This is a genomic window from Streptomyces sp. NPDC088350 (assembly GCF_044753545.1).
Taxonomy (GTDB): Bacteria; Actinomycetota; Actinomycetes; order Streptomycetales; family Streptomycetaceae; genus Streptomyces.
This window is the reverse complement of record NZ_JBIVNL010000005.1, coordinates 378,499-392,799: the sequence shown is the minus strand read 5'-3', so window position 1 is coordinate 392,799 and position 14,301 is coordinate 378,499. Positions and strand designations below refer to the sequence as shown.

General features: G+C 71.3%; 10 protein-coding genes. 5 read left to right on the top strand and 5 right to left on the bottom strand.

Features of this window, described 5'->3' with window-relative positions:
- Nucleotides 1–42 precede the first annotated feature (42 nt).
- Nucleotides 43–1,617 (bottom strand): acyl-CoA carboxylase subunit beta, encoded by a 1,575-nt coding sequence (locus tag ACIQBL_RS19695; RefSeq protein ID WP_401943398.1) that lies wholly within the window; start codon nt 1,615–1,617, stop codon nt 43–45.
- Nucleotides 1,618–1,876: 259 nt separating this feature from the next.
- Here ACIQBL_RS19695 and ACIQBL_RS19690 point away from each other — a divergent pair, with 259 nt between their 5' ends.
- From ACIQBL_RS19690 to ACIQBL_RS19675, 4 genes are all read left to right on the top strand, one after another.
- Nucleotides 1,877–2,416 (top strand): GNAT family N-acetyltransferase, encoded by a 540-nt coding sequence (locus ACIQBL_RS19690; protein WP_401943395.1) that lies wholly within the window; start codon nt 1,877–1,879, stop codon nt 2,414–2,416.
- Nucleotides 2,417–2,562: 146 nt separating this feature from the next.
- Nucleotides 2,563–3,594 (top strand): LacI family DNA-binding transcriptional regulator, encoded by a 1,032-nt coding sequence (locus tag ACIQBL_RS19685; protein WP_401943392.1) that lies wholly within the window; start codon nt 2,563–2,565, stop codon nt 3,592–3,594.
- 307 nt (nt 3,595–3,901) lie between these two features.
- The gene (locus ACIQBL_RS19680; protein WP_401943389.1) at nt 3,902–5,515 is read left to right on the top strand and encodes a glycoside hydrolase family 27 protein; all 1,614 of its coding nucleotides are present in this window, start codon (nt 3,902–3,904) and stop codon (nt 5,513–5,515) included.
- A gap of 35 nt (nt 5,516–5,550) precedes the next feature.
- Nucleotides 5,551–7,011, top strand: a complete 1,461-nt coding sequence (locus tag ACIQBL_RS19675; protein WP_401943386.1) for a glycoside hydrolase family 76 protein — start codon at nt 5,551–5,553, stop codon at nt 7,009–7,011.
- A gap of 11 nt (nt 7,012–7,022) precedes the next feature.
- Here the strand turns inward: ACIQBL_RS19675 and ACIQBL_RS19670 are convergent, their stop codons facing one another.
- Both ACIQBL_RS19670 and ACIQBL_RS19665 read right to left on the bottom strand, forming a co-directional pair.
- Nucleotides 7,023–7,922: an amidohydrolase gene (locus ACIQBL_RS19670; protein WP_401943383.1), complete on the bottom strand. Its 900-nt coding sequence runs from the start codon at nt 7,920–7,922 to the stop codon at nt 7,023–7,025.
- Nucleotides 7,919–9,931, bottom strand: coding sequence for an aromatic amino acid lyase (locus ACIQBL_RS19665; RefSeq protein ID WP_401943380.1), 2,013 nt, complete (start codon nt 9,929–9,931; stop codon nt 7,919–7,921). The genes ACIQBL_RS19670 and ACIQBL_RS19665 overlap by 4 nt, the downstream gene beginning before the upstream one ends.
- A gap of 223 nt (nt 9,932–10,154) precedes the next feature.
- Here ACIQBL_RS19665 and ACIQBL_RS19660 point away from each other — a divergent pair, with 223 nt between their 5' ends.
- Nucleotides 10,155–11,636, top strand: coding sequence for an MFS transporter (locus tag ACIQBL_RS19660; RefSeq protein WP_401944034.1), 1,482 nt, complete (start codon nt 10,155–10,157; stop codon nt 11,634–11,636).
- Nucleotides 11,637–11,660: 24 nt separating this feature from the next.
- Here the strand turns inward: ACIQBL_RS19660 and ACIQBL_RS19655 are convergent, their stop codons facing one another.
- Complete coding sequence (locus ACIQBL_RS19655; protein ID WP_401943378.1) at nt 11,661–13,457, bottom strand: SpoIIE family protein phosphatase; 1,797 nt, start codon at nt 13,455–13,457, stop codon at nt 11,661–11,663.
- A 55-nt stretch (nt 13,458–13,512) separates the two neighbouring features.
- Entirely contained in the window at nt 13,513–14,217 is a 705-nt protein-coding gene (locus ACIQBL_RS19650) for a class I SAM-dependent DNA methyltransferase (protein ID WP_401943375.1), read from the bottom strand.
- Nucleotides 14,218–14,301 lie beyond the last annotated feature (84 nt).

Sequence of the window (14,301 nt, the reverse complement as noted above, 5' to 3'; positions counted from 1 at the left end):
GGGCGAACAGGTCGAGCGGGGTGAACAGGGTGGTCGGAGCGGTCAGAGGGGGATGTTGCCGTGCCGTCGCTCCGGCATCGGGGCGCGTTTGCCGCGCAGGGCGCGCAGGGCGCGGCTGACGTGGACGCGGGTGTCGCGGGGCGCGATGACGTCGTCGACGTACCCGCGTTCGGCGGCGAGGTACGGCGTCCCGTGCGTGGCCTCGTACGCGGCGACCAGGCAGGCCCGCAACGCCTCCGGGTCGTCCGCCGCGGCGAGTTCACGCCGGTGCAGCACGCCCACGGCACCCTCCGCGCCCATGACGGCGATCCTGGCGGTGGGCCAGGCGAGGTTGACGTCGGCGCCGAGATGCTTGGAGCCCATCACCGCGTAGCCGCCGCCGTACGCCTTGCGCACCACCACGGTGACCTTCGGGACGGTCGCCTCGGCGTACGCGTAGAGGAGTTTGGCGCCGCGCCGGATGATGCCGCCCCGCTCCTGGTGCACGCCGGAGAGATAGCCGGGGACGTCGGCGAAGGTCAGCAGCGGGATGCCGAACGCGTCGCAGAACCGCACGAACCGCGCCGCTTTCTCCGAGGCGTCGATGTCGAGGACACCGGCCGAGTGCAGCGGCTGGTTGGCGACGACCCCGACACTCGCCCCCTCCACACGGGCCAGCGCGCAGATGATGTTCGGCGCGAACAGCTCCTGGACATGCAGGAGTTCACCGTCGTCGACGACCGCGTGCAGGATCTCCCGCATGTCGTAGACCTGACCGAGCCGGTCGGGCACCACCTCGTCGAGCGGGGCCCCGGCGGCGACGGAACCGGGCGCGTACTCCGGGGGCCGCTCCAGGTTGTTGGCGGGAAGATACGACAGCAGATCGCGTACGGTGTCGAGTGCGTCCCCCTCGTCGGCGGCGAGGAAGTGGGCGTTGCCGTTCACGGAGTTGCTGGTGCGGGCGCCGCCCAGTTCCTCGGCGGTGGCGCGTTCGCCGGTGACCGCCTCGATGACGTCCGGGCCGGTGACGAACATGTGCGAGGTGCCGTCCACCATCACGGTGAAGTCGGTGATCGCGGGGGAGTACGCGGCGCCGCCCGCGCACGGCCCGAGGATGACGGAGATCTGCGGGATCACCCCGGACGCCTTCACGTTGCGGCGCACCAACTCGGCGTAGAGCGCGAGGGAGTTGACGCCCTCCTGGATGCGGGCGCCACCGGAGTCGTTGAGGCCGACGACCGGGCAGCCGGTCTTCAGGGCGAGGTCCATGAGAGCCACGGTCTTCTCGCCGAACGCCTCACCCATGCTGCCGCCGAAGACCGTCGCGTCCTGCGCGAACACACAGACCGGCCGCCCGTCGACCGTGCCGTACCCGGTGACGACCCCGTCGCCGTAAGGGCGTTGGGCGCCGTCACTGCGGGCTCTGGCCCGTACGAACACACCGGTCTCCGCGAACGACCCCGCGTCCAGCAGCCGTTCGATCCGCTCCCGCGCGCCGAGCGCCCCGCGTCTTCTCGGCGCGGCCGTGACCACCGCCCGTGCCCGTCGGTCTTCCAGGTCGGCGATGCGTCCGGCGGTGCGGTCCGCCGCAGGTGTCACTGCCGTCAGGGATGTCGTCGCCTCTAGCGTCACAGCCACCTCCGAAGTGGTTCTCGAATATGGCAGCGATTCGAGAGCGGACCAGTGGATCGCCGTTCTGTTTGCGGGAGTTGAGTCCCGGGCGACGGAGGTTCGTCCTGAGGTGACAAGAGACCGGCAGTCCGGGAGCGCACCGGGTGGGCGGTTTCGGTCCGGACCATGAGTGTGGTCATGCCTCCTCGGCGACGTCTCCACGCCGCCCGGCGGCAGTCGAGAGGACACCGATTCCCCACGTCTGTCGGGCTGTTAGCCTGCGCGCATGTCAGACCTGGGGTCCCACGCCTGGCCGCCCGAGCCGATCAGGACCGAGCGGCTCGCGCTCCGCGCGCCCGAGGCCCGGGACCGGGCGGCGTTCGTCGAGCTGCTGGCGTCGCCGGAGGTGCACACCTACCTCGGCGGTCCCCGGCCGCGTGACGAGCTTGAGCGCGAGCTGCCCGCGGTGCCCGAGCGGTGGCCCGGGAGTTTCGTCGTCGATCTCGACGGGGCGATGATCGGTCAGATCCTGCTCAGGAGAGCACCGGAGCACAGTCGCCCCGCTGCCGCCGGGAAGGTCGATCTCGGCTACCTGTTCCTGCCGCGAGCGTGGGGATTCGGGTACGCCGCCGAGGCGTGCGCGGCGGCACTCGACTGGTTCGACGCCGTCCTTCCCGGCGAGCCGGTGGTGCTCCACACCCAGTCCGCCAACGCCGGTTCGATGCGCCTCGCGGCGAAGCTGGGGTTCACCGAGGTGGAGCGGTTCGAGGCCTGGGACGCCGAGCAGTGGCTCGGCCTACGGTCCCCGGTCACGCCGTCCGCTTGAGTCCAAGGCGTCTGCCCGTGCTCACACCATCCCGCCGCCCAGCAGTCGGCGCCCCGGACCCAGCGGTGGCCCGGGACCCGAAACGTATCCTGAGGGCGGTCCCGGTTCCGGCCCGGTACGCGATGGAAGGTTGGTCTTCACCTCACGTGAGCAGTCGTCCCCCGCACCGCCAGAACACCAGGCCCACGATGCGCGATGTCGCGGAGCGAGCCGGAGTCGCCGTCGTCACCGTCTCCCGCGTCGTCAACGGCATCGGAACGGTCCGCGAGGAGACGGCCGAACGCGTCAACGCGGCCATCGCCGCCATCGGATACCAGCGCAACGAGATCGCCCGCTCACTGCGCCCCGGCCAGAACTCCATGACCATCGGGCTGCTGCTCGGCGACCTCACCAACCCGTTCTACGCCTCCCTCGCCAAGGCGGCCGTAGAAGTCGCCAACGAGGCAGGCTACGCGGTCCTGTTGAGCACGGCCGACGAGGACCCGGAGGTCGAACGCCGGGCCGTCGGCGAGCTGATCGGACGCCGGGTCGCCGGGCTCATCATCGTCCCCGACCAGGGCGACCACGCCTTCCTCGACGAGATCAACGGCCACGATCACGTGCCCATCGTCTTCGTCGACCGCCCGGCCACCGGCGCCGAGGCCGATGTCGTCCTCGTCGACAACGAGGACGGCGGACACAAGGCCACCCAGCACCTCATCGACCAGGACCACCGCCGCATCGCGATCCTCGTCGCCCCCTCGTACTACAGCACCGGCCGCCGACTGCGCGGCTACCGCAAGGCGTTGCGCCGCAGCGGCATCGAGCCCGACAACAACCTCGTCGTCACCCTGCGCCGCGGCACCACCGAGGAGGCCGAGGCCGCCACCCGCACCCTGCTCACCTCGGCGCACCCGCCCACCGCGGTCTTCTCCACCACCGGCTTCCTCACCGAGGGCGTCCTACGGGCCTGCCGTGACCTCCAAGTCTCCGTCGCCGTCGTGGGTTTCGACGACTTCAAGCTCGCCGACATGCTCCCCACCCCGGTCACCGTCGTCACCTCCGACACCGAGGAACTCGGCCGCAGGGCCGCCCACATCCTGCTGGACCGCATCGACGGCGACGACACGCCCTCCCGCCGTACGGTCCTCCCGGTGCGGCTGATCGCACGCGGGACAGGGGAGATCGGGCACGCGTAGGAGTCGGTACAGCGTCCGCCACTTGGCACGCGGCCGGGCGAGCACGGCGTAGAGCTGCGGGAGGGCCGCCCGTTGGATCGCCTGGGTGCCACCGGCCGTGTCGAAGTTCCTCTAAGGACGCGGGTGACGGAAGCGTTGTCATCGACTCAGGAGACCGTCAACTCCTCTGAGGACAATGGCAGTTCACTCCCCGGCCATTCTGGTCCGGACCATTGACGGTGCGGCTGCGCTGATGGAACCCTCGCGATGGTTACGTTTCCAAAGGTGAGTTCGTCCGGCCCCACACGGCGAAGCAGGAGACCTCGACATGACCGTTCCGGCACCCTTCAAGAGACGCCTGAGCGCCGCCCTCACCATGGTGCTGCTGCTGGTCCTCGCCCCGGCCCTGCTGGTGCTGCGCGCCGCGCCGCCCGCGCAGGCCCTCGACAACGGGCTCGCCAGGACGCCCCCGATGGGCTGGAACGACTGGAACGCGTTCGGCTGCGACGTGACCGAGCAGCTCGTCGAGCAGACCGCCGACTACCTCGTCTCCTCCGGGCTGAAGGAGGCCGGGTACCAGTACGTCAACATCGACGACTGTTGGATGACCTCGGCGCGCGACACGGCGGGCCAACTCGTCCCGGATCCGGTCAAGTTCCCGAACGGCATCAGCGGCACCGCCGCCTACGTGCACGGCAAGGGCCTCAAGCTCGGCATCTACGAGAGCGCCGGCACCGCCACCTGCGCCGGCTACCCCGGCAGCCTCGGCCACGAGCAGACGGACGCCGACAGCTTCGCCGCCTGGGGAGTGGACTACCTCAAGTACGACAACTGCAACCACCAGAACGTGCCCGACCAGCAGCGCTACACCGCCATGCGCGACGCCCTCGCCAACACCGGCCGCCCGATCGTCTACAGCCTCTGCAACTGGGGCCTCGCCGACGTGTGGACCTGGGGCGCGGGCGTCGGCAACAGCTGGCGCACCACCGGCGACATCAACGTCAACTTCTCGACCGTGGTGTCGATCTACAAGGCCAACGTCAAGCTCGCCCCGTACGCCAAGCCGGGTGCCTGGAACGACCCCGACATGCTGGAGGTCGGCAACGGCATGTCGTTCACCGAGGACCGCTCCCACTTCAGCCTCTGGTCGGAGATGGCCGCACCCCTGATCGCCGGCACCGACCTCCGCAAGGCCTCCGCCGCCACCCTCTCCCTCTACGGCAACAAGGACGTCGTCGCCGTGGACCAGGACTCCCTGGGCAGGCAGGGCACCGAGATCTCCAACTCGGGCGGCCTGCACGTCCTTTCCAAGCCCCTCGCCAACGGCGACGTCTCGGTGGTCCTCTTCAACGAGAACTCCTCCGCCGCCACCATCACCACCTCCGCGACGGCGGCCGGCCTCCCCTCGGCGTCCTCGTACCAGATCGACAACCTCTGGTCGCACGTGATCAGCAGCACCACCGGCTCCATCTCGGCGAGCGTCCCTGCCCACGGCTCGGTGATGTACCGCGTCTCCGTCGGCAGCGGCACCAGCGTCGGTACCACCCACCCCCTGATCGGCGCCTCCTCCAACCGCTGCCTCGACGCCTACAACAACGAGACCACCCCCGGCACCAAGATCGAGATCTGGGACTGCGGCGGCGGATCCAACCAGGCCGTGACCCTCACCGCGGCCGGTGAACTCCGGCTCTACGGCGGCACCCAGTGCCTGGACGCCTACAACAACCAGACCGGCGACGGCACCAAGGTGCAGCTCTACACCTGCAACGGCGGCGCCAACCAGAAGTGGACCCTCAACCCCAACGGCACCGTCACCGGCGCCCAGTCGGGCCGCTGCCTCGACGTCACCGGCGGCGACCAGGCGGCCGGGAACGTCAACGGCACCGCGCTGGAGCTCTGGACCTGCAACGGCGGCGCCAACCAGCAGTGGCGCCTGGGCTGACCTCACGCATCCCCCCACACCTCCCTGGAGCCGGCATGAACTCAACAGCAAGACACATCAGGCGAGTAGGGACCGCCGTGATCGCCGGCCTGGCCCTGTTCGTGCCGGTCTCCACCGGCGTCGCGACCGCCGACGCCCAGGCGTCGATCTGCAACAAGTACTGCGACGCCCGCGACCCGGCCCTGTCCCCGGGTGACCGTCAGCCGGTGTCCACGACGATCTACTCCCGCAGCGTCGTTCTGCACTTCGACGACACCGACGCGATGGGCTGGGCCTCGATCACCAACGGCAGCCCCGGCGACGAGGTCTGGCTCGACCGCTCCTTCGACGGCGGTCGCACCTGGAGTTCGGGCAGCAAGCTCGGCGACACCACCATCCCCGCGGGGCAAGGCGGTTGGCGCACCCTGATGTACAACGTCGACGACTGGAACGCCCTCGGCGTCGGCGCCCTGCGCGCCTGCGGCAAGGCCGGCGACCGGGCCGAGATCACCTGCACGGCGTGGGCCCGGACGACCTGGAACGCGGGCAGCCGCGCAACCGCCGCCGCCACCGCGCTGATGCAGTCGTACAACCTGGGCACCGGCCTGTTCGACACCACCGGCTGGTGGAACTCGGCGAACGCCCTGACCGCCGTCATCGACAACATCCGCGTGACCGGCATGGGCAGTTACCGGTACGCGATCGCGACCACCTACGACCACAACCTCTCCGCGCAGGGCGGCAACTTCACCAACGACTACATCGACGACACGGGCTGGTGGGGGCTCGCCTGGGTCGACGCGTACGACCTCACCGGCGACAGCCGCTACCTCAACACCGCCCGCGCGGACGCCGATTACATGGCGCGGTACTGGGACTCCACGTGCGGCGGGGGAGTGTGGTGGAGCACGGCGAAGACCTACAAGAACGCCATCGCCAACTCCCTCTACCTGGAGCTGAACGCGGCCCTGCACAACCGCGTCGCGGGCGACACGGCGTATCTCGGCCGGGCCAACGCCGAGTGGTCGTGGTTCAAGGGCACCGGCATGATCAACGGCTCCCATCTGGTCAACGACGGCGTCAACCTGGCGACCTGCGGCAACAACGGCGACACGACGTGGTCGTACAACCAGGGCGTGCTGCTCGGCGGCCTCTCGGAGCTGTACCGCGCGACCGGTGACTCCGCCCTCCTCACCACCGGCCGGCAGATCGGCGACGCCTCGACCACGTCGACGGCCCTCAACTCCGGCGGAATCCTCCGGGAACTCTGCGAGACGAGCGGCTGCGGCGGCGACGGTCCGTCCTTCAAGGGCGCGTACGTCCGGGGCCTGAGCGCCTTCAACTCCCGCCTGTCCGACCGCCCTTACACCTCGTACCTCACCCGCCAGGCCGACACGGCGTACGCGAACGACCGCAACGCCCTCGACGCGTACGGCCTCCACTGGGCCGGACCGCTGGACTCCACCGACGCGGCCCGGCAGCAGAGCGCGCTCGACCTGATGAACGCGGCGAACTGACACACCGTCACTCAGCCCTCACCGGTGAGCAGTCGGCGCGGATTGGCGATGCGGAAGGCGTACGCCGCCGCTCCGCCCAGCCCGTGGCCCGGATAGCGCGGCGGCTCCGCGTACGGCCGGTCCGAGCCCTGGACCACGGCGTTCACACCGAGGGCGCGCACGGTCGCCTCGACGGCGGTCGGGCCGTACGACGAGGTCTCGACGAACACGCCGAGGTCGCCCTCCGCGCGCCGTCCGCCCCGGGCGACCAGCCGCTCGCCGTGCAGCGGGGCGAGCCCGGCCAGCAGGGCGAAGCACACGCGCAGGCGCGGATGGCGCGGGCGGCCGAAGGCGCGGAAGGCGTACCAGGCGGCGTGCATCTGCTGGACGTACGGCACCATCGCGGGCCACCAGGCGGGGTCCGCCGCGTCACCGGTCGCGGGGCCCGGGTGGACGAAGAGAGGGAGGTCGCGTTCTTCGAGGAGATCGAGGAGCGGCGCGCAGCGGGCGTAACCCGTCGCGTCCGCAAGGGAGTTGGCGGGGAGCTGGAGACCGGCGAAGCCGCGGTCGAGGTCCTTGGCGGTGGCGTCCGCGTCGATGTCCCGTACGCAGGCCGCGGCCCAGGCCCCGAACGGCTCGGGCAGCGCCGCAGCGCCCTCGTGGTAGGCGTCGAGCAGGGGCCGTGCCTCGTCGGCGGGCAGCCACTCCACGCCGATCGGCGCGGACAGCGAGACCAGGGCCCGGCCGAGGCCTTCGGCGACGGCGAGTTCCGCGCGCAGGGCGACGTCGTGGTCGGCGGGCGGTATCTCGAAGGGCGGTTCACCGGCGAGGAACAGGGTCCAGCCGTCCAGGTACGGCGGTTCGCGGCGGGCGCGCAGGGCCGTCACCAGTGAGGGGGTCCACAGATGCTGGTGTACGTCGACGTTGGTCATGTCACTTCTCCCGCCAAGGCGTTCAGTGTGCTGCGGACGTCGTCGGACCCCAGGATGTCGCGGCTCACCGTCTCCACGTCCACGCCGTGCGGCCGGTCGTCGTTCAGCGTGGGCACGAGCTTCCGGATCGCGCGGTGCAGGAACTCCGGTCCACGCCCCAGCGCGGCGGGCGCCGCCAGATCCACCGCCTGCGCGGCCACCACCGCCTCCACGGCGAGGAGTTGGCGCAGCCGGCCGAGCATCGTCGTCAACCGCCGTGCGCCGAGCGCCGCGTTGGTCGAGTCGTCCTCGACGGCGTCCGCACCCTGACGTGGGTCGGTGCACACCGGGGTCGACAGCATGCGGATCTCGGCGACCAGCGCCTGCGCCGTCTTGACCAGCGGCGCGAACCCCGAGCGCTCCGGACCGTACGGCGAGAGGTTCGCGGGCAGTCCGCTCACCGCCGGGTCGAGCAGCCGGCGCATGCGTTCGGCGGAGATCGACGCCGTCTGGGTCAGGGCCAGCGCGAGGGTGTCGTAGGCGAGGGCCAGGCCGGGGGTGTGGAAGTTCCCGGACGAGAGGATCTCGTCGGCGCCGTGCGGCACCGGTGCCGGCGGCTCGTCGCCGTTGCCGGCCAGCATTCCCGGGGCGCCTCCGGCACCGGCCGGAGCCCCCGGACCGTCGCCGCCGCCAGTCGGCCCCTCGGGGTCACTCCGGGCGCCGCTCAGCCCCTTCGTGCCACTCCCGGCACGGCTCAGCCCCTGGGGGCCAGTCCCGGTGCTGCTCAGCCTCTCCGTGCCACTCCCGGCACGGCTCAGCCCCTGGGAGCTAGTCCCGGTGCTGCTCACCCTCTTCGTGCCACTCCCGGCGCTGCTCAGCCTCTCCGTGGCACTCCCGGCGCTGCTCAGCCTCTCCGTGGCACTCCCGGCGCTGCTCAGCCCCTGGGGGCCAGTCCCGGTGCTGCTCAGCCTCTCCGTGCCACTCCCGGCACGGCTCAGCCCCTCGGGGCCAGTCCCGGTGCCGCTCAGCTCCTCCGTGCCAGTCCCGGTACCGTTCGCCCCCTCCGCGTCACCCCCGACACCGCCCAGCACCACCGGATTGTCCCCGCACCCGTTCAACTCCGGCATCAGCGCGGCGTCCGCGAAATCCAGCGCCGCGTATCCGGCGCCGTGGACCTGGGCGGCGCAGCGCAGGCTGAGCGGGTCCTGGACCCGGCGGGCGTTGCGGGGATCGCCCAGTGCACCGCCGGCCAGCAGGGCGAGCAGTACGGCCGCCGCCCGGGACTGGCCCGGGGCGGGACGCAGGCCCAGCACCCGGGGGTCGAGCGGGCTGGTGTTGGCCCGGAAGCCCTCGTAGGTCAGCGCCGTGACCGCCTGCGCCAGCGCGAGCACCGCGCCCGCCTCGTGCAGGGCGAGCGCGCCGACGCCGGCCGCCAACGGGCTGGCGCTGCACAGCACATGGCCGTCCTTCGCGCCGAGTCGGGCCGGGGCGAGTCCGGCCCGGCGCAGGGCCGTGCTGCCGTCGAGCACCTCACCGCCGTACTCCGCGCTGCCCTCCCCGATGACCACCAGCCCGACATGCGCCATCTGGCACAGATCGGAGGCGCCGATCGACCCCACCTCGGGGATCACCGGATGCACCCGCGCGTTGAGCAGGTCCACGAGAAACCGCGCGATCTCCGGCCGCACTCCGCTGCCGCCGCCCGCGAGGCCGTTGACCCGGGCGAGGAGAGCCGCCCGTACGACGGCGACCGGCAGCGGATCGCCGACCGCGTTCGCCCGGCCCCGGACCGTGCGGACGCTGAACGCGTCGAGTTCCGCGCGGGGCAGGGCGTACGAGGAGCGGGCGCCGAGCCCCGTCGTCAGGCCGTACGTCGGCACCTGCCGGTCGACGATGTCGTCCACGACGGCCCGCTCGCGCACGAGCCGGGGCAACACCCCGTCCGCCAGGGCGACTTGGGCGCCATGGTGGGCGACGGCGACGACATCGCCGTAGGACAGCGTCCGTCCGTCGACGACGACCTCGGTCACCAATGGTTTCTCCCCATGTCCTGTCATGTGTGAACCTAGCGCCTGGGGTCCCGATGATCGAGTGGTGAGGAGCAGGGGGCGGGCGTACCGTCGAACGGTGAGTACGCGGTGGACGGAGCCGTTCACCGACCTCCCGTGAGTGCGAACCACCATGAGCAGCAGCCCTCAGGAAGTCTCCTCAGCCGAGACCACCACCCGGGAAACGGGCGGTGGCGGAAGCACGATGGCGTTGCTGGTCATCGCGTCCTGTCAGCTGATGGTGGTCCTGGACATCACCATCGTGAACATCGCGCTCCCGCACATCCAGAGCTCGCTGGGGTTCTCCACCACCAGCCTGGCCTGGGTGGTCAACGCGTACACCCTCACCTTCGGCGGTCTGCTGCTGCTCGGCGGCCGGGCCGGCGACATCCTGGGCCGGCGGCGCGTGTTCGTGTTCGGCGTGCTGCTCTTCGTGCTCGCGTCCCTGCTCGGCGGGCTCTCCCAGAACTCCGGTGAACTCCTCGCCGCCCGCGCCCTCCAGGGCGTCGGCGGGGCCATCGCCTCCCCGACCTCCCTCGCCCTGATCAGCACGACGTTCCGCGAAGGACCGGAGCGCAACCGGGCGTTCGGGGTCTTCGCCGGTGTCTCGGCCGGCGGCGGCGCGATCGGGCTGCTGATGGGCGGGATCCTCGTCGAGTGGCTGAACTGGCGCTGGGTGCTCTTCGTCAACGTGCCCATCGGACTGCTCATCGTCCTCGCGACCCCGCGCTGGATCCGCGAGTCCGAACGCCACCCGGGCCACTTCGACGTCACCGGCGCCCTGACCTCCACCGTGGGCATGGTCCTGCTGGTCTACGGCTTCATCCGGGCCGCCCAGCAGGGCTGGAGCGACGGACTCACGCTGGCTTCGTTCGGCGCGGCCGTGGTCGTCCTCGCCGTGTTCGTCCTGGTCGAGCGGCGCTCCCGGCAGCCGATCACCCCGCTGCGCATGTTCCGCGACCGCAACCGGGCCGGGACGTACGGCATCATGCTCTGCCTCGCCGCGGCGATCTTCGGCATGTTCTTCTTCCTCACGCTCTTCGTGCAGGACGTGCTCGGATTCAGCCCGCTGGAGGCCGGCTTCGCCTTCCTGCCGGTCAGCGCCGTCATCGCGGTCGGCGCGGGCCTTGCCTCACGGTTCCTGCCGACCTTCGGCCCCAAGCCGTTCATGGTGGTGGGCGCGATCCTCGCCGCCGCGGGCCTGTCCTGGCTGACGCTGACGGACGTCCACTCCACCTACCTGGGCAGTGTCCTCGGCCCGATGCTGGTGTTCAGCCTGGGCATGGGCATGGAGTTCGTCTCCCTGACCCTGATGGCACTCTCCGACGTGCCCGTCCAGGAGACCGGCGCGGCCTCCGGACTCCTCAACGTCACGCAGCAGGTGGGCGGTTCGCTGGGCCTGTCCATCCTGGTCACGATGTTCGGTACGGCGAGCCGCAACGAGGCGAAGGACCAGATCCCCGCGTTCCTCGCCCAGGCGACCCCGGCCGAACGCCTCCGCTTCCGGCACACCGGCCAACTCCCGGGCACCTGGGGCGACCACGTCCTCACCGCCGGTGCCTCGGCCGCCTTCGTCATGGCGGCGATCTTCACCGTCGTCGCCGCGCTGATCGCCGTCGTCGTCATCCAGGTCCGCCCCTCCGACCTGGAACGCCTCAAGGGCGGCACGGGAGTTGGACCGGCCTGAGCGCCGACTTCCGTGATCCGGCCATCAACTCCCGTGATACAGCGGCTCTTTCGGGATCCGCTGCTCGAACCACACCACCTTCCCCGTGCTCAGTCGCGTCGCCCCCCAGCGCTGCGCGAGCCGGTCGACAAGGAACAGTCCGCGACCGCCCTCGTCACCCGGCGCCGCCTGTCGCATCCGGGGCACCAGGGGCGAGTCGTCGGTCACCTCGCAGCGCAGCACGTCGGTGCGCAGCAGCCGTAGGGAGATCGGGCGCGACGCGTACCGTACGGCGTTCGTGACGACCTCGCTGACCATGAGTTCCGTGGTGTCGAGGAGGGCGTCCAGGCCCCAGCGGCGCAGCACCCTGCGGGTCAGCCGGCGGGCCTGGCCGGCGGTGAGGGGGTGGGGGTCGAGGTGCCAGTAGCCGACGCTGTCCGGGGGGAAACCCTCGAAGCGGGCGGTGAGCAGGGCGATGTCGTCGTCGCGGGGGCCCGGCGCGAGCGCGGTGAGGATCCGGTCGCACAGCCGCTCCAGCGAGAAGAGGCGGTGTCCGTGCCGGGTGGACTGGAGGTGGGTGCGCAGGGCCTCGACACCCGTCCCCACGTCGGTGTCCCGGGACTCGACCAGGCCGTCGGTGTACAGCACCAGGGTGGTGCCGGTGGGCGCGGGCATCTCCACGGACTCGAAGACGACACCGCCGACCCCGATCGGGGCGCCCGGCGGGACGCGCAGGACTTCCGCGTGGCCGTTCGGGCGCAGCAGTACGGCCGGCGGGTGGCCCGCGTTGGCCATGAGCAGGCGGTGCGAGATCGGATCGTAGATCGCGTACAGGCAGGTCGCGATGTGGTCGCTGCCGAGCCGCTGGGCCTGTTCGTCGAGGTGGTGCAGCACCTCGTGCGGGGGCAGGTCGAGGCCGGCGAGGGTCTGCACGATGGTGCGCAGCTGGCCCATGATCGCGGCCGAGGTCATGGAGTGGCCCATGACGTCCCCGACGATCAGCGCGACCCGGTTGCCGGGCAGCGGTATCGCGTCGTACCAGTCGCCGCCGACCTGCGCGGTCTTCGAGGCGGGCAGATAGCGGCTGGCCAGCTGGACGCCGGTCGGCTCGGGCAGCGACGACGGGAGCATCGTGCGCTGGAGCGTGTCCGCGACGGAGGCCTCGTGGCCGTACATCACCGCCTTCTGGACGCCGATCGCGGTGTGGGTGGCCAGCTGGGAGGCGACGAGGAGGTCGTCGCCGGTGAACGCGGAGCGGTCCGGGCGGCGCAGGAGCACGACGGTGCCCATGACGTGGTGGCGGCCGTGCAGCGGGGCGATGATCAGCCGGCGGCCCGGCGGCAGCGTTCCCGGAGCGCTCGCCGCGGGCCCGAGCAGTTCGGCCACGGCGGGGGCGATGTCCGGCGCGTCGCCGAAGGCGGGCCGGCCGGCCAGGAGCAGCTTCGCGAGCCTGCCGTCGGGCGTCGGCTGTACCCGCTCCGTCACGCTCGCGTACTCGGCGTGCGGCATCAGGAGAGCGGTGCCGGCTTCCGGCGCCCGGTCGACGCTGTGCAGCTGCAGGACGACGGGCGCGGCCGACCTCTCGTCCCCCACGGGCAGCGGATCGTGCAGGTGGATGACGATCGCGTCGGCGAAGGCGGGCACCGCCGCCCACCGCAGCTCCCGCAGCGTCTCGTCCAGGTCCATCCCGCGCGCGATCCGCCGGGTCGCCACATCGAGGTACTGGAGCCGGTCGGTCTGCGGTGCCGACGCCGGCCACACGACGGGGCCCGAGCCGCTCGGCGAACCGCCTCGCCGGGAGGTTCCGGCGGGGCCTTCGCGGGGGCTGTGGTGCTCCGTCACGCTTCGTCCCGTCCACTGGTGCGGCCGGCAAGGCCGCCGTGTCGGTGCTACGGCCTCAGTCGCGCCGTCGGCAGCAGAGGAAGACCTGTTCCTCGGGCGGGACGTCACCGGCCGCCGGAGCGTAGGTGTAGGAGGTCTCCTTCATGATCTCGAAGCCCGCGGTGTCCAGGATCTTGAACAGGTCGTCGAGGAGATAGCCGGAGACCCTGATCGTGTTGCCGAGGAACGGGATCGCGAAGTCGTCCACATGCGCCTCCACCATCGACAGGGCGAACAGACCGCCCGGAGTCAGCAGGTGGTGGATCGTGCGCAGCGCGAGGGGGATCTCCGCGCGCGGCAGCATCAGCAGGGAGAAGAACGCGGCGACACCGTCGAAACGGCCCAGGTCCGTGGGGCCGCCCGGGCGCAGGTCCGCGATGTCCAGCTGGTGGAAGGTGGCGGCGGGGACGTACGTCCGGGCCAGCTCCACCATCCGCCCGGACAGGTCCACGCCCACGACGTCGAGGCCCGCGTCCGTCAGTTGGCGGGCGGTCGGCACGCCCGTGCCGCAGCCGAGGTCCAGTACGCGGGAGCCCGGTTCGAGGGACGCCACCAGCCACTCACCGGCGCCGAGCTGGCCCTCCTTGTGCGGGAAGGCCTCGTCGTAACGGTCCCCGATGGCATCGAAGGCCTCGGCCTGACCTGAGCGGTCGAGCCGCAGGCTCTCGTAGCCGGCCCCGTCGTTCGCTCTGCTCACTGGAGTGGCCTTTCGTCCGCGCATAGAGGATTGTCCCACAAGTGCGGGAAGAGCGGTTTTGGGCGGAAAAAAGCCGTGAGGGGCACCCTGGGGCACCCCTCACGGCAC

What these genes read in the sequence shown, in the direction of transcription:
- ACIQBL_RS19690 (WP_401943395.1), top strand. Translation starts at nt 1,877, where the DNA reads ATGTCAGACCTGGGGTCCCACGCCTGGCCGCCCGAGCCGATCAGGACC.
- ACIQBL_RS19680 (WP_401943389.1), top strand. Translation starts at nt 3,902, where the DNA reads ATGACCGTTCCGGCACCCTTCAAGAGACGCCTGAGCGCCGCCCTCACC.
- ACIQBL_RS19675 (WP_401943386.1), top strand. Translation starts at nt 5,551, where the DNA reads ATGAACTCAACAGCAAGACACATCAGGCGAGTAGGGACCGCCGTGATC.
- ACIQBL_RS19670 (WP_401943383.1), bottom strand. Translation starts at nt 7,922, where the DNA reads ATGACCAACGTCGACGTACACCAGCATCTGTGGACCCCCTCACTGGTG.
- ACIQBL_RS19660 (WP_401944034.1), top strand. Translation starts at nt 10,155, where the DNA reads ATGGCGTTGCTGGTCATCGCGTCCTGTCAGCTGATGGTGGTCCTGGAC.
- ACIQBL_RS19650 (WP_401943375.1), bottom strand. Translation starts at nt 14,217, where the DNA reads ATGCGCGGACGAAAGGCCACTCCAGTGAGCAGAGCGAACGACGGGGCC.